Here is an 18236-nt window from a genome sequence, read left to right on the forward strand (position 1 = left end):
TCTGGTAGACACTGAAGGACTGCGATGTTGCCACGAATTGGGCCGGGCCAGCCAGCGTACCCGAGCCGCGAACGCGCAGCGTTCCGGGCCAGATTGCTTGGCGCTGTGCCGTGGGTTTGCTCGGCGCTGTGCCTTGTTACAGTGCGTGCCATGACCCAGCGCCTCTCACCGTCAACGATTGCCTTGCTGGTCATTCCCCCGCTGATGTGGGCGGGCAACGCGGTGGTCGGGCGACTGGTGAGCGAGCAGGTGCCGCCCATGCTGCTCAACCTTTTGCGCTGGACGCTGGCCTTCGCACTGCTGCTGCCGCTGGCCGCAGGCGTGCTGGCTCGTGGCAGCGCGCTGTGGGCCTATTGGCGCCGTTTTTCGCTGTTGGGTTTGCTCAGCGTGGGCTTGTACAACTCGCTGCAGTACGTCGCGCTGCACACCTCGACGCCACTGAATGTGACGCTGGTGGCCTCCAGCACGCCAATCTGGATGATGCTCATTGGCCGATTGTTTTTTGGTGCCGGGGTGCGGCCCCAGCAACTGCTAGGCGCGCTACTGTCCATGGCCGGGGTGCTGCTGGTGCTGTCGCGCGGCCAATGGGACTTACTGCTGCAGGTGCGCTTGGTCGCAGGCGACGTGTACATGCTGGCAGCTGCCTGCGTCTGGGCCTATTACAGCTGGATGCTGACCGAAAGCCACAAGGAGCCGGCCAGTATCCGCACCGACTGGGCCGCATTCCTGATGGGGCAGATTGTGTTTGGTCTGCTGTGGTCCAGCGTGCTCGCAGCGGGCGAGTGGGCTGTGAACCCGCAGCGCATGGACTGGAGCTGGCAGGTGGCCGCTGCCTTGCTGTTTGTGGCAGTGGGCCCGGCGCTTTTGGCTTACCGCTGCTGGGGTGCGGGCGTGCGCCATGCGGGCCCCACGGTTGCGGGCTTTTTTGCCAACCTCACACCACTATTTGCCGCGCTCTTGTCGATCGCTTTGCTGGGTGAAGTGCCGCAGTGGTTCCATGCGGCTGCGTTCTTGCTGATTGCATCGGGCATCGTCTTGTCCTCGCGCAAACGCCAAGTATCTGAAACCACCTAGGGTTTGGGAAACAAACGATCGCGGCTGCAGACGAACACACCAGCGAGCACCAGCACCGTGCCCGCCAGCACCCAGCGGTTCATAGGCTCACCCAGTAGCACGATGCCCATGGCCACCGTTGAGAGCGGGCCGAGCATCCCCACCTGCGCGGCAAGCGACGCTCCAATGCGCTCGATGGCCAGCATCACCATCAGCACCGGCACCACCGTGCACACCACCGCATTGAGCATGGACAAGCCAATCACCTCCGGCGCCAGCACCCACAGCGAGTCCACCGGGCGCAGCAGCAAGAACTGCCCAATGCACAACACGCAAGCCACGCTGGTGGCCAGACCGACCAGGCGCAAGGAGCCCAGGCGCTGCACCAACTCGCCGCTGTAAAACAGGTAGCAGGCGTAGCTCACCGCACTTAAAAACACCAGCAGCGCCCCGAGCGCCGCGTCGCTGCCAGCCAGGTGGGCCTCTTGGCCAAACACCAGCAGCACGCCGCTGTAACTCACCGCCATGCCCACCGCCTGTGGGCGGCTGATGCTGCGGCGGTACAGCACACAACCTAGCAGCAGCACCAAGGTGGGATTGAGGTAAAGAATCAATCGCTCCAACGAGGCGCTGATGTAAGCCAGCCCCGCAAAGTCCAGGTAGCTGGCCAGGTAGTAGCCGCTAAACCCTAGCCCCAGCACCCCCCACACATCGCCGCGCGACAAGCGCGCTGGCGCTACGCCATTGCGTGGTCGGCTGCTCCACCAGGCTAGCAACACAAAAAATGGCAGCGCGAACAGCATGCGCAGCATCAACAGAGTGACCGCGTCTACCCCGTGCCGGTACGCCAGCTTGACGATGATCGCCTTGCCACTGAATGCAACCGCCCCCGCCGCAGCCAGCGTCACTCCGATGGCAAGCTGGGCGGTGGCGGTCGCCGGGATGGCAATTACGGGAAGGCGCATGGTCGGCAAGCTCGGGGGTACAGGACAGTGGTTGATTGTCGCCAATGGTGCTGGACCATTCGGTAGTTACCCTGCTGGGGGGTGCTGGGCGCATCATGCACAATGCAAGGCCTCGCCCCGATCCCGCAACCAACCTGCCACCATTGCCGCCGCATGCAGCCCGAAGCGATCGTCCCCCACCGCGCCGCCGCCTTGGCGCCCACGGTGCTGGATGTGGAGGCCTCCGGATTTGGTCGCAACAGCTACCCCATTGAAGTAGGTTTTGTGCTGCCCAGCGGACACACCTTCTGCACCCTGGTGCGGCCCGAGCCGCAGTGGACGCACTGGGACGAGCAGGCCGCCCAGATTCACCACATTTCACGCGAGCTCATTGTTCAGCGGGGCCTGCCCGCTAGCGAAGTTGCACGCAGGCTCAACGCCGATTTGCGCGGCCAAGTGGTGTACTCCGACGGCTGGGCCAACGACTACAGCTGGTTGGGCGTGCTGTTTGACGTTGCCTCGCTGGCGCCGACCTTCCAGCTAGAAAATCTGCGCCGTCTGCTGACCGAAGAAGAGGCCGACCAGTGGCACGCCATCAAGGCCCAGATCAGCGCCGAGCGAGGGCCGCAGCGGCACCGCGCCAGTGCCGATGCGCGCCTGCTGCAGCTTACTTTCCAACGCCTTCGTAACCACTAAAAGGAGTCGCCATGGCGATCACTGTCGAGATAGATCTGGGATTCGAGTTTGATGTCAAGGCCAAGGCCGACGAGGTCTTTGATGTGCTCTCCGACGTACCCACCTCGGCCAGCCACTTTCCCAAAGTCGATGCCTTGGTCGACCTGGGCGGCGGGCGCTACCGCTGGGAAATGGAAAAAATCGGCGTCGGCTCGGTGCAACTGCAAACCATCTATGCCAGCAAATACGTCTCCAACCGCGCCAACGGCAGCGTGGTGTGGACGCCGGTGGCGGGGGAAGGCAACGCCTTGGTATCGGGCAGCTGGCAGATCAAGGGCGGGAAAAAATCGACCAACCTGGTGCTGCAGATCCAAGGCAAGCTTGACCTGCCCCTGCCGGGCCTCATGAAGATGGTGGTCGCGCCTCTGGTGGAGAGTGAGTTCGAAAAAATGGTGGAGCAGTACATCGCCAACCTCACCAAGCGCTTCGGCGGCGAAGTCTGAGATCGGAGCTGTAGCGCTGCTTGTGCGATGCATTCTGCGCACGGCGCTACCCTAACCTTGGCCACCTCAATGCGCTCCACCCAAGCATGGCAGGCCTGACCCGTCGCCGCAGAATCGCGGTGCCAGCGCGCGCGCTGCCTCCGCCAGGCGCCGCCACCGACCCGGCCAACGAGCTGCTAACGCAGGGCTACGCGCCGGCGCAAATGATTGCCGACCTGCGCAAGTACCAGGCCGAACTTGAGATCCAAAACAAGGCGCTGCGCTACAGCCAACAAGAGGCCGAAGGTGCCTCCGAACGATTTGCCACTCTGTTCTCCAGTGTTCCCCTGGCCCTGATGGTGGTGGATGAGCAGGGTTTGGTGCTGGCCAGCAATGCGATGTCACTGCGCCTGTTCCAGCCCACGGAAAGCGACCCGCCACTGCACTTTTTGCTGCCCTTTGTGGGGCCGGACCATGCCGACGAAGTGGCCGTGTCGTTCCTCTCCGCCAAAGCCGAGGGCGCCAGCGAAGTGCACGAAGTGTTCTTTCGCAGCGGCGAGCACGGCCGCTTTACCGGCGACCTGCACATTGCCCGCATCGACAACCCGCAAGACGAACTGGCGCACTTCATCTGCGCCATCATCGACCAAGGGCCCTTATTGGCGCAGCGGCTGGCCTTGCAGGAAAGCGCCCAAGTGCTGCTGCAACGCAACGAGGACTTGCTGCTCAGTGAGAACCGCATGGCGGCCATCATCAACTCCTCGCTCGATGCGATCGTTTGCATCGACGAGGAGTACCGCATCACCGTGTTCAATCCGGCAGCCACCCTGCTGTTTGGCTGCCCTGCGGAGGCGGCGTTTGGCACCCGGCTGGGCCGGTTCTTGCCCGAGGTGGAGCGCCGCCTGATGCAAGGCGATGTGCCGGCACAGGCCTTGCTCGGCGAGTACCCCGGCACCACCTTGGCCGGTGAGCTGTTGTCGGTGGAAATCAGCGTATCCCAAGAGCGCCGTCTGCGTTCGCGCACTGCCATGCAAAGCAGTCCGACCGATGACCTGGCGCTGCGCCGTGCAGAGGCCGGCGCCAACAACACCATCACCACCCTGTTCGCGCGCGACCTTAGCGCGCGCAAGCGTGCCGAGGCGCAAAAAGTGGCACTGGAGGCGCAGTTGCGCGAGTCACAAAAGATGCAGGCAGTGGGCACCATGGCTGGCGGCATCGCGCACGACTTCAACAACATCCTGAGCGCGATTTTGGGCAATGTGGAACTGGCTAAACAGGACGCACAGCACAACCCCATGGCGCTGACCAGCCTGGGTGAAATCGACAAAGCTGGTCGGCGCGCCCGCAACCTGGTGCGCCAAATCCTCACCTTCAGCCGCAACGAGCAGCCCACCCGCATTCCGATGGACTTGCGCGAAGTGGTTGCTGAGACGGTGCGCTTGGTGCGCGTGACGCTGCCACCTGCAGTCGATCTGCGCGTAGTGGAATCGGCTGCGCTGTCCAACGTGCTGGCCGATGCAACCCAGGCGGAACAGGCCTTGCTGAACCTTTGCACCAACGCGGTGTTGGCCATTGGTCAATCGGGTGGGGCCGTGACGATTCGGCTCGAGAACACCGAGCTGCGTGCACCCGAATGCGGCCGGATCGGCGTCGCCCCAGGCGACTATGTGCGTGTGTCTGTTCACGACACTGGCGCCGGTATGTCGGATGCAACCATGCGGCGCATCTTCGAGCCATTTTTCACCACGCGGCAAGTGGGTCAGGGCACCGGACTGGGTCTGTCGGTGGTGCACGGCATCATGCAAACCCACCAAGGTGCTGTGGATGTGCAAAGCACGCTTGGCAAAGGAAGCGTGTTCTCTCTGTACTTCCCCGTGTGCGGCGAGCCAGCACAACCCAGTGTGGCGGAGGCGCCTGAGCCACCCGCTGTCCAGGGCAAAGGCAAGCATGTGGTGTACCTCGACGACGACCAGGCCCTGGTTTTTTTGGTAGAGCGTTTGCTGCGCCGCAAAGGCTTTGTGGTGACCACCTTCACCGACCCGCTGGAGGCGCGCGCTGCGCTGGAGGCGCGCGCGCAGGAGTTTGACCTGCTGGTCACCGACTACAACATGCCAGGCTACAGCGGCCTGGAGTTGCTGCGCGAAGCCAAACGCATTCGCCCTGCGTTGCCGGTGGCGCTGACCTCAGGCTATGTCACACCCGAGATCGAAAAGCAGGCCTTTGATGCCGGTGCCAGCGCGCTGTTCTACAAACCCAACGATGTAAGCGAGCTGTGCGAACTGGTGCAGCGGCTGGCGCTGGGCACCGATGCGGCCTGAACCCAGCCCGGCTGCACCTGCGCCGGGTATCGCTGTGGTGTACCAAGACGATGCGCTGGTGGTGCTCCACAAACCGGCCGGCCTGCTCTCGGTGCCCGGACGGGGCGAGGACAAACAAGATTGTCTGAGTCGCCGGGTGCAGGACCATTTTCCAGATGCCCTGGTCGTGCACCGGCTGGACATGGCCACTTCGGGCCTGCTGGTGATGGCCCGCGGCGCGGCCGTCCAACGCCAGCTCAGCGCCGCATTTGCACAGCGCCAAGTGCATAAGCACTACATCGCAGTGGTGCACGGCGATGGCCGCCGCGAGGACGACGGCGCGTGGCAGACCATCGACCTACCGATGCGCGTGGACTGGGAGCGCCGCCCGCTGCAAACCATCGACCTGCAACACGGCAAGGCGAGCGTCACCCGCTGGCGCTGCATCGGCTTCGATACCGCCACCCAAACTTCACGCCTGGAGCTCGAACCCCACACCGGACGCAGCCACCAACTGCGCCTGCACTTGCAAGCCATTGGCCACCCCATCGTGGGCGATGCGCTCTACGCAAACCAGCATCCGGCGCACCTTGCGCCCCACCATGGGCCGCAACAGAAGGCCGCCTGCGCAGCAGCCCCCACCGCTGTGCGGTTGCTCTTGCACGCCGACTCGTTGGCCTTTACGCACCCGGTCACCGGCTCCCCGCTGCAATTGCATTCCCCGTGCCCGTTCTGAACGCAGCGCCCCGACCTAAAATGCCTGCGTGACCTCTATCCTCAACGCCGACCTGCACTGCCACTCCGTGGTATCGGACGGCACCCTCACGCCCGAGGCCCTGGCCGAGCGAGCCCACCGCAACGGCGTGGAACTGTGGTCGCTGACCGACCACGACGAAGTGGGCGGCCAGCACCGCGCCGCTGCCGCAGCCAAAGCGCTGGGCATGAAGTACCTGACCGGTACCGAGATTTCCATCACCTTCATTGGCAAGACGGTCCACATCGTCGGCCTGGGTTTTGATGCCGACGACCCGGAGCTGGTCGCCGGTTTACGCCAGACGCGCGGCGGCCGCTACGAGCGGGCGGTTGAGATGGCCGAGGGCCTGGCCCGTGTGGGCATTGCCGGGGCGCTGGAAGGTGCGTTGCAGTTTGCGGGCAACCCCGAGCTGGTATCACGCACCCACTTCGCCCGCTTTCTGGTGGAGAGCGGCGTCTGCAAAGAGACCAACGAGGTGTTTCGCAAGTACCTCACCGAGGGCAAGCCCGGCTTTGTGCCGCACCGCTGGGCGTCGCTGAAAGACGCGGTGGGCTGGATCCACCGGGCGGGCGGCATCGCGGTGATCGCCCACCCGGCGCGCTATGGCTTTAGCGCCAACGAGGAGTACGCACTGTTCTCCGAGTTCATTGCGCACGGAGGGCGCGGTGTCGAGGTCATCACCGGCAGCCACTCGGCCGCCGAGTGCATCACCTACGCACAAGCCGCCACCGAGTACGGCTTGGCAGCCTCGCGCGGCAGCGACTTCCACAGCCCCGACGAAAGCCACACCGAACTCGGCACCCTGCCCTACCTGCCCGGCCACCTCACCCCGGTGTGGGAACTGCTCGCCGAGCGCGTGGTGTAAGCGGCGGCGCGCCAATGGCACAGTTTTTCGAGGTCCACCCCGACAACCCCCAATCCCGGCTGCTCAAACAAGCAGCCGCTTTGTTGGCCCAAGGTGGTGTACTGGCGGTGCCCACCGACTCCAGCTACGCCCTGGTCTGCCACCTTGACGACAAGGGCGCCGTGGACCGCATGCGCCGCATCCGGGGCGTAGACGACAAGCACCCCATGACCCTGCTGTGCCGCGACCTGCGTGAGCTGGCCAACTACGCGCGGGTGGACAACCCGCAGTACCGCTTGCTCAAAGCGGCCACGCCGGGCCCATACACCTTTGTGCTGGAAGCCAGCAAAGAGGTGCCGCGCCGGGTCAGCCACCCGTCGCGCAAAACGATCGGCATGCGTGTGCCAGCGCACCACACGCTGCAAGACCTGCTGGCACTGCACGGCTCGGCCTTGCTGGCCACCACCTTGATAGCAGCAGATGAGACCGAGCCCATGAACGACGCGCACGACATCCGTGAGCGCTTCGAGCACCAACTCGCTGGCGTGGTCGACGCCGGGGCCTGCCCGTCCGAGCCGACGACCGTCGTGGACCTCACCGGCGAGGTGCCCACGGTGCTGCGCCAGGGCCGCGGGCCGCTGGAACGCCTGGGTCTGTGAAACGGCTCTGAGACAATCGGGACCATGAATATTGCCCAACTGATTCAAACCGTTGCCATTTACGCGCTGCCAGTGCTGTTTGCGATCACGGTACATGAGGCGGCCCACGGTTACGCGGCGCGCTACTTTGGTGACAACACCGCCTGGAAGCTCGGGCGCATCACCCTCAACCCCATCAACCACATCGACCCCATTGGCACGTTGTTGATGCCGCTGGTTTTGTACTTCGCGACCTCCGGCGCCTTTCTGTTTGGGTACGCCAAACCGGTGCCGGTGCGCTTTGGCAACCTGCGCAACCCCAAGCGCGACATGATTTGGGTGGCCCTGGCCGGGCCCGGAGCGAACCTGGTGCAGGCCTTGGGCTGGCTGGTTGCGCTCAAGCTGCTGCGCGCCTCCGGCGTGGACGAAGCGTTCTTCCTCAAAATGTGCCAGGCCGGGGTGCTGACCAATATCGTGATGTTTGTCTTCAACCTGTTTCCACTGCCGCCGCTCGATGGCGGACGCATCTTGGTGGGGCTGTTGCCGATGCGCCAGGCGCTGGGCCTCTCGCGCATCGAGCCCTACGGATTCTTCATTGTGATGGCTTTGGTGGTCACCGGCGTGGTCAGCGCGCTGTGGATGCAGCCGCTGATGGCACTCACTTACAACCTACTTGAACTGGCGCTGACACCGCTGTCGGTGTTGCTGCGCTGACGCGCAATCGACACCGGCTGTTTGCCACTCACCACCCTGTTTAGCCATCCGTCGCCACCCCTCGATTTCCCCCGGCAACCTTTGCCACACCCAGCACTCCACGGCATGCAACCCACCCGTTTTCTTACCGGCATCACCACCAGCGGCACGCCGCACCTTGGCAACTACGTCGGCTCGATTCGCCCTGCGGTGCGGGCCAGCCAGACGCCTGGCGTGGAGAGCTACTACTTTCTGGCCGACTACCACGCGCTCATCAAGATTGAAGACCCCGAGCGCATCCAGCGCTCCACCCTGGAAATCGCCGCCAGCTGGCTGGCCGCCGGGCTGGACCCGGCGCGGGTGGTGTTTTACCGCCAGTCGGACGTGCCCGAGATCCCCGAGCTGAGCTGGCTTTTGACCTGCGTCACCGGCAAAGGCATCCTCAACCGGGCCCACGCCTACAAAGCTGCAGTGGACAAAAACACCGAAGCCGGGCTGGACCCCGACAGCGATGTCACCGCCGGTCTGTACATGTACCCGGTGCTCATGGGCGCTGACATCTTGCTGTTTAACGCCCACAAGGTGCCAGTGGGGCGCGACCAGGTGCAGCACATTGAGATGGCGCGCGACATGGCCAACAGCTTCAACCACCGTTACGGCGAGCACTTTGTGCCGCCCCAAGCAGTGATCGAGGAGGCCGTGGCCACCCTGCCAGGGCTGGACGGCCGCAAGATGAGCAAGAGTTACGACAACACCATCCCGCTGTTTGCCAGCCGCGCGCAGTTGCAAAAGCTCATCGCCAGCCTCAAAACCGACTCGCGCCTGCCGCACGAACCCAAAGAGACCGAGGGCTCTGCGCTGTTCCAGATCTTCCAAGCCTTTGCCAGCGCCGAAGAAACCCAGTCGCTGCGCCAGCGCTATGCGCAGGGCATCGCCTGGAGCGAGGCCAAGCAACTCTTGCTAGAGCGCATCGACCAAGAAATCGCGCCCATGCGCGCGCGCTACCAGCACCTGATCGACCACCCGCAAGAGGTGGAAGCGCTGCTGCTCGAAGGCGCCCAAAAAGCCCGCGCCAGCGCCACCCCCTTCATGCACCAACTGCGCCACGCGGTGGGGCTGCGCCCCTTGCCAACCGGCGCCGGTCCGGCCCAAGCCAAGGCCAGCAAAACTGCGCTTGCCAGCTTCAAGCAGTACCGCGAAGCCGACGGCAAGTTCTACTTCAAGCTGGTCCACGCCAGCGGCGCGGTGCTGCTGCAAAGTCTGGCTTTTGATGCACCCAAGCTGGCCGGGCAAACCATCGCGAATTTGGTGCAGGACCCAGCGGCGCTGGACGATTCCTTGCCACTGCTAGAAGCCTTATCCGCGCAGCAGCGCGCCACCGCCGAAGAGGCGCTGCACGCGCTGCGGCAGGCCAACGCAGCGGCTGCTTAGCGCTGCGCAGCGTGACGCTGCTCTCGCTGCGCAACCCAAGCGCATCCGGCGTACATCAGCCGCACTGGGGCATGCTTAGCCCTTACCCTGCGCCCTGCCCGCAAGGGCCTTGGATCACGCCGAGCGCGTGCCCTTGGTGCGCAGCTTGTGCACCGCCTGGTACACCAGCGCTACCGCCACACCGGCCAGCAGCCCAGCCAGGCCACCGGCGAGGTTGCTGACCAGCACGCCCCACCAACCCAGACCGTTGGCGTAGGCCTCTACCGCATGCCCCAGCGCCGGGATGCCGTGCAGCAAGATGCCGCCGCCCACCAAAAACATGGCGGCGGTGCCCACCACAGACAGCGTCTTCATCAGCTTGGGCGCCAAGGCCAGAATAGCCCGGCCCAGGGCCTGCTGGACGGAGGAAGCCTGGCGCACCAGGTGCAGCCCCAGGTCGTCGAGTTTCACAATGCCAGCCACCAAGCCGTAGACCCCCACCGTCATGATGAGGCTAATGCCCACCAGCACCGACACCCGCTCTACAAAGCTGGCTGCTGCCACAGTGCCCAGCGTGATGACGATGATTTCCGCCGACAGAATGAAATCGGTGCGTACCGCGCCTTTGATCTTGTCGCGCTCGAACGCCAGCAGATCTACCTGCGCATCGCTTGCCGCTCTGACCAGTTCGGCTTGGTGGGCGCGGTCTTCCTCTGGGGAATGGAAGAACTTGTGCAGTACTTTTTCAGCCCCTTCAAAGCACAAAAACAATCCGCCCAGCATGAGCAGCGGCGTAATCAGCCAGGGCAAAAAGGCGCTGATGACCAAGGCTGCGGGCACCAAGATGGCTTTGTTGACCATCGACCCCTTGGCGACCGCCCACACCACCGGCAACTCGCGGTCGGCCTGCACGCCCGTGACCTGTTGCGCATTGAGCGCCAGGTCGTCTCCCAGCACACCGGCCGTCTTCTTGACCGCCACTTTGGTCATCACCGACACGTCATCCAAGAGGGTGGCGATATCGTCAATCAATGCGAGCAAACTGGATGCCATGGGGTGGGGCCTTCAAGTTAAGGAATGGAAGCGCTTGGGTATTGCGGCATTGTGATCTACCGCAGCACGGTTTCGGACCACGGTCTTGAACCGGCGCTGACGAAAAGCAAGCTTACAAGAACATGGGGATAGGATGCGCCTGAACGCAGGCTCGCGCTTGGACTATAGACTTCGCGGTTTGGCGACCGCGGGCGGCCTGCGTTGCATCTCGTCAGCCTGCTTGGCATATCACCTTCTGGAGTAGCAACCGATGCCCAACACCCGTTCCGCCAATGCCGTCCGCCTGGAGTTCTCTCCTGGCTGCCTGGTCCAATCCAATCTCTCCGGCGCAGCGTTTACCGGCAACTGGCTCTGGGTCGCTGGCGACGAGGCCTGCGGTCTGGACCGCCTGCGTCTGCTCGACCCGGTGGGAAGCGAGACGCTGCGCTTCGGCGAGGTGCGCGATTTTCCGCTCGCCGATCTGCTGGACCTTCCCGGCGCACCCGACGAAGAGGCCGATCTGGAAGGCATGGCGGTGGCCGATGGATACCTCTGGGTGGTCGGCTCACATGGCTTGAAGCGCAAGAACGCCAAGCCCGAGCGAAGCCACGCCGAGAACGCTAAACGATTGGCCAAGGTGGCACTGGACGGCAACCGCCGTCTGCTGGCCTGCCTGCCTATTGAGCATGACGCGCAGGGCGAACCCTGCCTGGTGCGGCAGGCACAAGACGGCCGCATGGCGCTGCGCCTCAAGGGTGATGCGCAATCCAACCTGCTCACCCGTGCGCTCGCCGACGACCCCCACTTCGGACCGTACATGGGCATCCCGGGAAAGGACAACGGATTCGACATCGAAGGCTTGGCCGTGGACGGAAGCCGCTTGCTGCTCGGCCTGCGCGGCCCGGTGCTGCGCGGCTGGTCGGCGCTGCTCGAGATCGCGGTCGAGACCCGCGGCGACCAGCTGCGCTTGGCGCCTTTGGACGACAGCGGCACGCTGGTGCGCAAGCATTTTCTGCAACTCGACGGCCTAGGTGTGCGGGACCTGCACTTTTCTGGCGATGACCTCTACATCCTGGCCGGTCCAACGATGGTGCTCAATGGCGACATCCGCGTTTTCAAATGGCCTGCCGCGCGGCCCCTGCTGGCCGCCAACCGCGAGCCAGTGCGGTTCGAGTCCGCGCTGACCGAGTCGGTGCCGCTGCCTCACGGCCGTGGGACCAACCGCGCCGAGGCTCTGTGCGACCTGCCGCCGGCGCTATCGGGCGGCAAGCCGCGCTGGCTGGTGCTGTACGACGCACCGGGTGCCGATCGCAAAGACGGCGAGCACACCGTCTTTGGTGATTTGCTGCGCCACGATTGAAATCACTCTTAGAAACTCACTGCCCTTGGTGTTCAACGAAAGTTAAGAATGGAAAAACTACTCTCTGGGGTCGGATCGATGCTCTACGGCATGCGATTCACCATGCTCTTCTTCTATGTCGGTTTGGTGGCCATCATCTTTGGCATCCTGGGCAAGTTCCTGCTGGAGACCTACAAGTTGATGAGCACCTTGCTGTTTGGCGACTTTGAAAAGATTGAGCTGATCATCAAGGTGCTTGAATTGGTCGACATGACGATGGTGGCGCAGCTGGTGTGGGTGGTGGCGCTTGCCGGGGTATCGCTGTTCGTGACCACGGGGCACTTCGACAAGACGGACATGAAAAAGCCCGACTGGCTGGACCATGTCAACACCTATAACCTCAAGTTGAAGCTTGCATTTGCCATCATCTCGATCTCCGGCGTGCATGCCTTGAAGACCTACCTGAGCGGCGAGTTGACTTTGGAGAACATCCAGATCGTGACGATGGTGGCTGTCATCCACTTCACCTTTGTGCTCTCAGCGATCGGCATTTCGTTCGCTGAACGTTTGACGCGGGAAAAGACCTGAAGGCGCTTGGTGCCATGGCCGCGCCTCCCGAGATAGACCACGCATCGGCACTCCAGTTCGTCATCAACGCAGCGTCGGGCAGCAGCGATGCGCAGGCCAAAGGCGGGGTCATCGAAGCGGCGCTGCACAACAGTGGGCGGCGCGCTGACTTGCTGTTTTGCAAGCCCGCCGAGTTAAGCGATACCGCGCACCGGGCCGCAGCCCAAGCGATTGCCACCCGCGCGGCCGTGGTCGCCGTCGGCGGCGACGGCACCCTCAACACCGTGGCGCAGGCTGCACACGCTGCGGGCTGCGCCATGGGGGTGGTTCCACAAGGCACGTTCAACTACTTTGCCCGCACACACGGCATTCCTGCAGACCCAGCCGATGCCGTCCGCCAGTTGCTGCGTTCGGTACCTACGCCAGTCCAAGTGGCGGGCATCAACGAACGGGTGTTCCTTGTCAACGCCAGTCTGGGGCTCTACCCCGATTTGCTGGAAGACCGCGAGGCCTTCAAGGCGCGCTTCGGCCGCAGCCGCTGGGTGGCGTTTGTAGCGGCCTGCGCGACTTTGCTGCGTGCCCAGCGCCGTTTGCGATTGCACATCGAAATGGGCGGCCAGGAGCGCGACCTGCAGGCCTTGACGCTGTTCGTGGGCAACAACCGCCTGCAACTGCAGCAGTTCGGCGCTGAGCCCGATGACACCCTGGCGGGGGCACCGGGCGACGGCACCATAGCCGCGCTCGTGCTGCGGCCTGTCGGAACGATGTCGATGCTCAACCTGATGCTGCACGGTGCCATGGGCAGGCTCGGTGAAGCGGCGGGGGTGGAGCGCTTCGAGTTCGAGCACCTGGTGGTGCGACCCAGGTTGTTACCAGGCCGCAGGGGGATCAAAGTGGCCTTTGATGGTGAGGTCACGATGATGCGCACGCCGCTGGATTTCCGCGTGCACGCCCGCCCCCTGTACCTGCTCAAGCCCCCGCGTGCGCTCACCCTGAGCAATACCGGTGCCCATGGGGAAGGAGCGACAGCTTGAGCGTCCTGATGCAAATTTCCGACACCCACTTTGGCACCGAGCAGTACGCGGTCGTTGAAGCCTTGGTGGCGCTGGCAAAGCAGCAGCGCCCTGATGTGCTGGTGCTGTCGGGCGACATCACACAGCGCGCCCGCACGGCCCAGTTCCGCGCGGCACGTGCGTTCGTGGACCGCCTGGGCGTGCCCTGGCTGTCGGTCCCAGGCAACCACGACATCCCGCTCTTCGGTGTGTGGGCGCGCATGCACCGCCCGTACGGGCGGTACAGCGCCGCGTTTGGCGCCGATCTGGAGCCGGTGCACCGCACTGCGGACCTTTTGCTCGTGGGCGTGAACACCACGCGGCCCTGGCGCCACAAACATGGCGAGGTGTCCGCACAGCAGGTCGATAGGGTCGCCAGGCTGGTGGAGCATGCCGATCCAACACAACTGCGCGTGGTGGTGGTGCACCAGCCTATCGCCGTCACTCTTGCCAAGGACAAGTCCAACCGTCTGCGCGGGCATGGGCTGGCGTTACAGCATTGGGCACAAGCCGGCGTCGACCTCGTCATCGGCGGCCACATCCACCTCCCCTACGTCATGCAACTGGAAGGCCTGGCGCGTCCGCTGTGGGCCGTGCAGGCGGGCACAGCCGTGTCATCCCGCGTGCGCAGTGGCGCACCCAACTCAGTGAATCTGCTGCGCTGGGGCAAGGACGCGGTGCCCGGATGCTGTCAGATAGAGCAATGGGATTACCGCGCGGGCACCCGGGCTTTCGGGCTGATCAAGGTCAGCGAGGTCAGGCCGGAGCGGGTATGAGTGGGGAATGCTGGGAGCTTGCTGCCACCGAATGCAGGTTCGGACACACGTTAGAAACAGTACGGTTTATGGGGGGCAGGTCACAACCGCTAACTGTTCTTTCCACGAGAGGCACACGAACAAGACTCGCCGGCGTAACTGGACTTGATCTGTGTCGTTGCCATGCGACAACACCATCATCCGGCCACACACATTGATCACAGTAGACATAAGCATTACAGGCCTGTAGGCTGTACGCAGTAGGTGAGCGTTCGCGCGCTTGTGACGTTGCCCGCATGGCTGGAGGTGAAATTGCGATAGTGCACACAGACAAAAAGGCGGCGCTCAAGCGACATGGTCCGCCACGCATGGGTCTCACATGTCATCATTTTTTAATGCCAGTCATCCAAACTATGTGGAGTATGCAATATGTATGCGGTCATGTCGAAACACACTTGGTAGATGAGCATCGACCTTTGCGAATAACCTTGTGCTGAGAATCCATACGATGAGCAAGCTGATGTGCAGCGCAATAAAGCAGTGAAATGTGCCGCACATATAGGCGAATAAGGAAGTATTAACTCATTCTAAACTTGGAAAAAATTGCGTTTTCAAAGAGATAAACATTTGTGTCGCAAATCAAATCCCTTGAAACAAGCTAGCACCGCATTGACACACATATGGATACCTGCTAACAAATAAATCACACTTCATGAGGAGAAGCAATGATGTCATTTTGCACAAAGCTAAATAAAAATGTAATTGTCGCTATTGCTTTTGTTTGTTTAAGTCCATCTGTAGTTACTGCAATCGAATATGATTGGCGAAATTTTCCAGCCAAATTTATGGCCAAGCCATCTAAAGCAAGGGACTTGTGTGATCGAGAGGCAGCGGACCCCGATGACCTTCAAAAACGCCCCGGTGTTAAGGGCGAAAGGTTTACCAACATCGAGGTTGATCCAGCTGTCGATTCGTGCAAGCGTGCACTAACAGAGGCGCCTCATGATCCATTACTAAACTTCCAGTATGGGCGAGCCCTACATAGCAAAGTCTTTTTTAGATTGGATGACAAGTCAGCTTCAGAAGCATTGACCTACTATAAGAAAGCAGCTGATTCAGGGCATCGACATTCTCTACTGCTTATTGGCTTTATGTTTGAGAGCGGGCATGGAGTCCAAGAAAGCTTCAACACAGCATTGAAGATGTACCAAAGCGCAGTTGACGTAGATTATGCTCCAGCGTTGCTACCGATCACTTGTCTCTACAAATATCGCATGCAAAGTCGCTTCAATGGCTTTGCGCCAGGTCAAATGCAGCGCGCAATCGCGCGCTTTGAAAATGCTGCATTAAATGGAAGTTTACAGGCGACAGCGGCATTAGTAAACGCTCATACAGATGGGTGCTTGAGAGGTGCACGCCATGACGATGGATCACCTGTTTCACGTTGGAGTGCCAGAAAGTGGTTAACCTTGGCAGCGAATCGGGGAAATGCCCAAGCAATGGCTCAGTTAGCTAGCATGCTCATGGATTCTGAAGCTGGTAGCGTGGACGAAGTTGTCGCTGATACCGACGAAGCTCTCAGGTGGGCGAATATGGCGGTCAAGCTGGGACATGACGGTGCAATGAATGTTTTAGGGGCTATGTATTGGGAGGGCACCAGGCAGATCTGGGCCAAATCAGGGGGCGTTCCCATGGACAAAGATCTGGCCGTGAAATGGTGGAGAAAGGCAGCGTCTTTAGGCAACGAGGATGCCAAATCAAATCTGGAGATGGCAAATGAATACTTTAGCGGTGCACATTTCAAAGTGGAAAAAAGTTTCTGTGAAAAAAATCCCGAGAAACGCATGTGCGGTGGATGGAATCCTAATTGACGCATATTCAAATTGAGTCAATGTTTCTTGCTTGTTCGGAAAAATCATTTGTTTTATTTTGGTCCTTCTGCAATGAAACCCCAATTCCACCTAGTGGGCAATTTAATGGTGCACATACGTAACATATTAAAATTCTCTGCATTTTTGCCATCATTTTCCTGCTCGTCAGTCCTGATAAAGCTTAGGCAAATCAATTCAGCCTCACTCAAAAACAACTTCAGGTAAAGAATGGATCATGTAGCGCTGACTATGCTAAATGACTTACTCACACCACCACGCAAATTTCAAAACCCCGGCAGCTTGCACAGCCATTCACTTTTGATAACTCACACCAGGAGAATTGAGATGAAGACAGCATTATTTAGTTTGGTGGGAAGTTGTATTTTTGCAATCTCAACTGGAACTCTCGCTACGGAATTATTAATTCTATCTAATTCAATTAACGGTAACAAAATTGATAAGGTTCACGCTTGCGGACGACAAGGCGGCAGTGATTCATCTGTGCAGCTTTCTGTCAAGAATATTCCGACCGATGCGAAGTACTTGGCAATCGTTGCAGATGACCCAGATGCGGTGAGGCCAGCAGGAAAAGTGTGGGTACATTGGAATGTTTTTAACATTCCAGTTGGTGGAAGTTCATTCGATATCGGTGTCGGTGAGAAGGTTCAAGGTGACGTTGGCCGGACTTCGGGTAACTCGAAGGGCTACGAGGGGATGTGTCCGCCTGATGGAGTTCATACTTACAGGTTTGCTGTATTTGCATTGAGAGATAAGGTCGAAGTTGGTGGATTTTTTGGGCCCACACCGATGACAATCGATTTCTTTGAATCTAAATTTAAAGGCCAGATCATTAGCAAGGGAATGATATCTGGCCAGTTCTGACGCATTTCAGGTGGTTATTTAATTGTGGCGTTTACTTTTTGATACAACATTTGATGGTCGCTTGAACAGTCCACCTTGGTAGCTTGCTCGGACTGATCCATCAGACTCTGAGCCCGCTACTGCGCTTCTAGATTTTTGGAAAAATTATCGGGGCCGCGTCGATCCTCAGGTTTCGTCTTTGTCTGGTAATCGCTTTCAAGGACCGTTAATTCAGATCTTTGGTAGTACCAGGGTTCAATTTGCGAGATGGTGAAGAAAGGGCGAATCAAGCGTCATATCTATGCTTCTCGCCAGGAAGCCAAGTCAGACGTGTTTGATTACATTGAAGGTTTTTACAATCGAGTCCGCAGGCACAGTCATCTTGACCAAATGAGCCCGCTTGCGTTCGAGCAACTTCAAACTGGAAGTTGATTTATGTCTACGAAAGCGGGTGACGTCCAAGGTACGAATGCAGATTCATTAAGGTTTCGCGGTAGGTGGGCACTTCAACGTGACACTGGTGCGCGTAATAAATGAAAAAGGCCGTTGAAAATCAACGGCCTTTTTAAACTTTGGCGGAGTGGACGGGACTCGAACCCGCGACCCCCGGCGTGACAGGCCGGTATTCTAACCAACTGAACTACCACTCCTGGTAGCGGCAACCGTTTGCTCTTGCGAGCCAAGCGAACTTCTCATGCGAGAAATTTGGTTCCTGCTTGTGCCGTTTGTCTTGCGACAAAACTTGGCGACCCCACGGGGATTCGAACCCCGGTACTCACCGTGAAAGGGTGATGTCCTAGGCCTCTAGACGATGGGGTCAAAACCTTGGGACTTCCGTTACGAAAATCATTAGCAACTTTGGTGGAGGTAAGCAGGATCGAACTGCTGACCTCTTGCATGCCATGCAAGCGCTCTCCCAGCTGAGCTATACCCCCTCAAGTTGCCACACTCCAAACTTTTCGACCGTTC

General features: G+C 60.5%; 17 protein-coding genes, 3 tRNA genes and 1 pseudogene. 16 read left to right on the forward strand and 5 right to left on the reverse strand.

Annotated elements, in window-relative coordinates:
• The first annotated feature begins 150 nt into the window (after positions 1-150).
• Positions 151-1074: a DMT family transporter gene (locus tag ACILRC_RS11820; RefSeq protein ID WP_395669574.1), complete on the forward strand. Its 924-nt coding sequence runs from the start codon at positions 151-153 to the stop codon at positions 1072-1074.
• Here the strand turns inward: ACILRC_RS11820 and ACILRC_RS11825 are convergent.
• Positions 1071-2018, reverse strand: coding sequence for a DMT family transporter (locus tag ACILRC_RS11825; RefSeq protein ID WP_395669575.1), 948 nt, complete (start codon positions 2016-2018; stop codon positions 1071-1073). The two genes, ACILRC_RS11820 and ACILRC_RS11825, sit on opposite strands and share 4 nt — an antisense overlap.
• 153 nt (positions 2019-2171) lie before the next feature.
• On the opposite strand from ACILRC_RS11825, the gene ACILRC_RS11830 reads away from it, so the two are divergent.
• The 8 genes from ACILRC_RS11830 (at position 2172) to ACILRC_RS11865 (ending at position 9811) form a co-directional block, all read left to right on the forward strand.
• Positions 2172-2693: a hypothetical protein gene (locus ACILRC_RS11830; protein ID WP_395669576.1), complete on the forward strand. Its 522-nt coding sequence runs from the start codon at positions 2172-2174 to the stop codon at positions 2691-2693.
• Positions 2694-2704: 11 nt separating this feature from the next.
• Positions 2705-3175 carry an SRPBCC family protein gene (locus tag ACILRC_RS11835; protein WP_395669577.1) on the forward strand — a complete coding sequence of 157 codons (471 nt, stop codon included), beginning with the start codon at positions 2705-2707 and terminating at the stop codon, positions 3173-3175.
• A gap of 86 nt (positions 3176-3261) precedes the next feature.
• Entirely contained in the window at positions 3262-5472 is a 2211-nt protein-coding gene (locus ACILRC_RS11840) for an ATP-binding protein (protein ID WP_395669578.1), read from the forward strand.
• Positions 5462-6187 carry an RluA family pseudouridine synthase gene (locus tag ACILRC_RS11845; RefSeq protein WP_395669579.1) on the forward strand — a complete coding sequence of 242 codons (726 nt, stop codon included), beginning with the start codon at positions 5462-5464 and terminating at the stop codon, positions 6185-6187. The genes ACILRC_RS11840 and ACILRC_RS11845 overlap by 11 nt, the downstream gene beginning before the upstream one ends.
• Before the next feature lie 28 nt (positions 6188-6215).
• A complete protein-coding gene (locus tag ACILRC_RS11850; protein WP_395669580.1) occupies positions 6216-7070 on the forward strand; it encodes a 3',5'-nucleoside bisphosphate phosphatase in 855 nt (284 codons plus the stop codon).
• Between the two features lie 14 nt (positions 7071-7084).
• Positions 7085-7708, forward strand: a complete 624-nt coding sequence (locus tag ACILRC_RS11855; protein ID WP_395669581.1) for an L-threonylcarbamoyladenylate synthase — start codon at positions 7085-7087, stop codon at positions 7706-7708.
• 24 nt (positions 7709-7732) lie between these two features.
• Positions 7733-8401 (forward strand): site-2 protease family protein, encoded by a 669-nt coding sequence (locus ACILRC_RS11860; protein ID WP_395669582.1) that lies wholly within the window; start codon positions 7733-7735, stop codon positions 8399-8401.
• Positions 8402-8506: 105 nt separating this feature from the next.
• Positions 8507-9811, forward strand: a complete 1305-nt coding sequence (locus ACILRC_RS11865; protein WP_395669583.1) for a tryptophan--tRNA ligase — start codon at positions 8507-8509, stop codon at positions 9809-9811.
• Positions 9812-9925: 114 nt separating this feature from the next.
• On the opposite strand, the gene ACILRC_RS11870 is transcribed toward ACILRC_RS11865, so the two are convergent.
• A complete protein-coding gene (locus ACILRC_RS11870; protein WP_395669584.1) occupies positions 9926-10843 on the reverse strand; it encodes a DUF808 domain-containing protein in 918 nt (305 codons plus the stop codon).
• A 250-nt stretch (positions 10844-11093) separates the two neighbouring features.
• On the opposite strand from ACILRC_RS11870, the gene ACILRC_RS11875 reads away from it, so the two are divergent.
• From ACILRC_RS11875 to ACILRC_RS11905, 7 genes and pseudogenes are all read left to right on the forward strand, one after another.
• A complete protein-coding gene (locus tag ACILRC_RS11875; protein WP_395669585.1) occupies positions 11094-12182 on the forward strand; it encodes a DUF3616 domain-containing protein in 1089 nt (362 codons plus the stop codon).
• Between the two features lie 48 nt (positions 12183-12230).
• Positions 12231-12749, forward strand: a complete 519-nt coding sequence (locus ACILRC_RS11880; protein WP_395669586.1) for a YqhA family protein — start codon at positions 12231-12233, stop codon at positions 12747-12749.
• Positions 12750-12763: 14 nt separating this feature from the next.
• Positions 12764-13762: a diacylglycerol/lipid kinase family protein gene (locus tag ACILRC_RS11885; RefSeq protein WP_395669587.1), complete on the forward strand. Its 999-nt coding sequence runs from the start codon at positions 12764-12766 to the stop codon at positions 13760-13762.
• Positions 13759-14556, forward strand: coding sequence for a metallophosphoesterase family protein (locus ACILRC_RS11890; RefSeq protein WP_395669588.1), 798 nt, complete (start codon positions 13759-13761; stop codon positions 14554-14556). The genes ACILRC_RS11885 and ACILRC_RS11890 overlap by 4 nt, the downstream gene beginning before the upstream one ends.
• Before the next feature lie 707 nt (positions 14557-15263).
• Positions 15264-16406, forward strand: a complete 1143-nt coding sequence (locus ACILRC_RS11895; protein WP_395669589.1) for a tetratricopeptide repeat protein — start codon at positions 15264-15266, stop codon at positions 16404-16406.
• A gap of 345 nt (positions 16407-16751) precedes the next feature.
• Positions 16752-17288 carry a YbhB/YbcL family Raf kinase inhibitor-like protein gene (locus ACILRC_RS11900; protein WP_395669590.1) on the forward strand — a complete coding sequence of 179 codons (537 nt, stop codon included), beginning with the start codon at positions 16752-16754 and terminating at the stop codon, positions 17286-17288.
• Positions 17289-17540: 252 nt separating this feature from the next.
• Positions 17541-17699: pseudogene (locus tag ACILRC_RS11905) on the forward strand (IS3 family transposase); the annotation flags it as partial.
• Positions 17700-17840: 141 nt separating this feature from the next.
• On the opposite strand, the gene ACILRC_RS11910 reads toward ACILRC_RS11905, so the two are convergent.
• The 3 genes from ACILRC_RS11910 to ACILRC_RS11920 form a co-directional block, all read right to left on the reverse strand.
• A tRNA-Asp gene (locus ACILRC_RS11910) sits at positions 17841-17917 on the reverse strand.
• Between the two features lie 93 nt (positions 17918-18010).
• Positions 18011-18086 (reverse strand) — tRNA-Glu (locus ACILRC_RS11915).
• 40 nt (positions 18087-18126) lie between these two features.
• Positions 18127-18202 (reverse strand) — tRNA-Ala (locus tag ACILRC_RS11920).
• Positions 18203-18236 lie beyond the last annotated feature (34 nt).

The sequence above is a fragment of the Rhodoferax sp. genome, assembly GCF_044236835.1.
Lineage (GTDB): Bacteria > Pseudomonadota > Gammaproteobacteria > Burkholderiales > Burkholderiaceae_C > Allorhodoferax.

What these genes read in the sequence shown, in the direction of transcription:
- ACILRC_RS11845 (WP_395669579.1), top strand. Translation starts at nt 5,462, where the DNA reads ATGCGGCCTGAACCCAGCCCGGCTGCACCTGCGCCGGGTATCGCTGTG.
- ACILRC_RS11860 (WP_395669582.1), top strand. Translation starts at nt 7,733, where the DNA reads ATGAATATTGCCCAACTGATTCAAACCGTTGCCATTTACGCGCTGCCA.
- ACILRC_RS11820 (WP_395669574.1), top strand. Translation starts at nt 151, where the DNA reads ATGACCCAGCGCCTCTCACCGTCAACGATTGCCTTGCTGGTCATTCCC.
- ACILRC_RS11830 (WP_395669576.1), top strand. Translation starts at nt 2,172, where the DNA reads ATGCAGCCCGAAGCGATCGTCCCCCACCGCGCCGCCGCCTTGGCGCCC.
- ACILRC_RS11825 (WP_395669575.1), bottom strand. Translation starts at nt 2,018, where the DNA reads ATGCGCCTTCCCGTAATTGCCATCCCGGCGACCGCCACCGCCCAGCTT.
- ACILRC_RS11875 (WP_395669585.1), top strand. Translation starts at nt 11,094, where the DNA reads ATGCCCAACACCCGTTCCGCCAATGCCGTCCGCCTGGAGTTCTCTCCT.
- ACILRC_RS11900 (WP_395669590.1), top strand. Translation starts at nt 16,752, where the DNA reads ATGAAGACAGCATTATTTAGTTTGGTGGGAAGTTGTATTTTTGCAATC.
- ACILRC_RS11895 (WP_395669589.1), top strand. Translation starts at nt 15,264, where the DNA reads ATGTCATTTTGCACAAAGCTAAATAAAAATGTAATTGTCGCTATTGCT.
- ACILRC_RS11855 (WP_395669581.1), top strand. Translation starts at nt 7,085, where the DNA reads ATGGCACAGTTTTTCGAGGTCCACCCCGACAACCCCCAATCCCGGCTG.
- ACILRC_RS11880 (WP_395669586.1), top strand. Translation starts at nt 12,231, where the DNA reads ATGGAAAAACTACTCTCTGGGGTCGGATCGATGCTCTACGGCATGCGA.
- ACILRC_RS11865 (WP_395669583.1), top strand. Translation starts at nt 8,507, where the DNA reads ATGCAACCCACCCGTTTTCTTACCGGCATCACCACCAGCGGCACGCCG.
- ACILRC_RS11835 (WP_395669577.1), top strand. Translation starts at nt 2,705, where the DNA reads ATGGCGATCACTGTCGAGATAGATCTGGGATTCGAGTTTGATGTCAAG.
- ACILRC_RS11840 (WP_395669578.1), top strand. Translation starts at nt 3,262, where the DNA reads ATGGCAGGCCTGACCCGTCGCCGCAGAATCGCGGTGCCAGCGCGCGCG.
- ACILRC_RS11885 (WP_395669587.1), top strand. Translation starts at nt 12,764, where the DNA reads ATGGCCGCGCCTCCCGAGATAGACCACGCATCGGCACTCCAGTTCGTC.
- ACILRC_RS11870 (WP_395669584.1), bottom strand. Translation starts at nt 10,843, where the DNA reads ATGGCATCCAGTTTGCTCGCATTGATTGACGATATCGCCACCCTCTTG.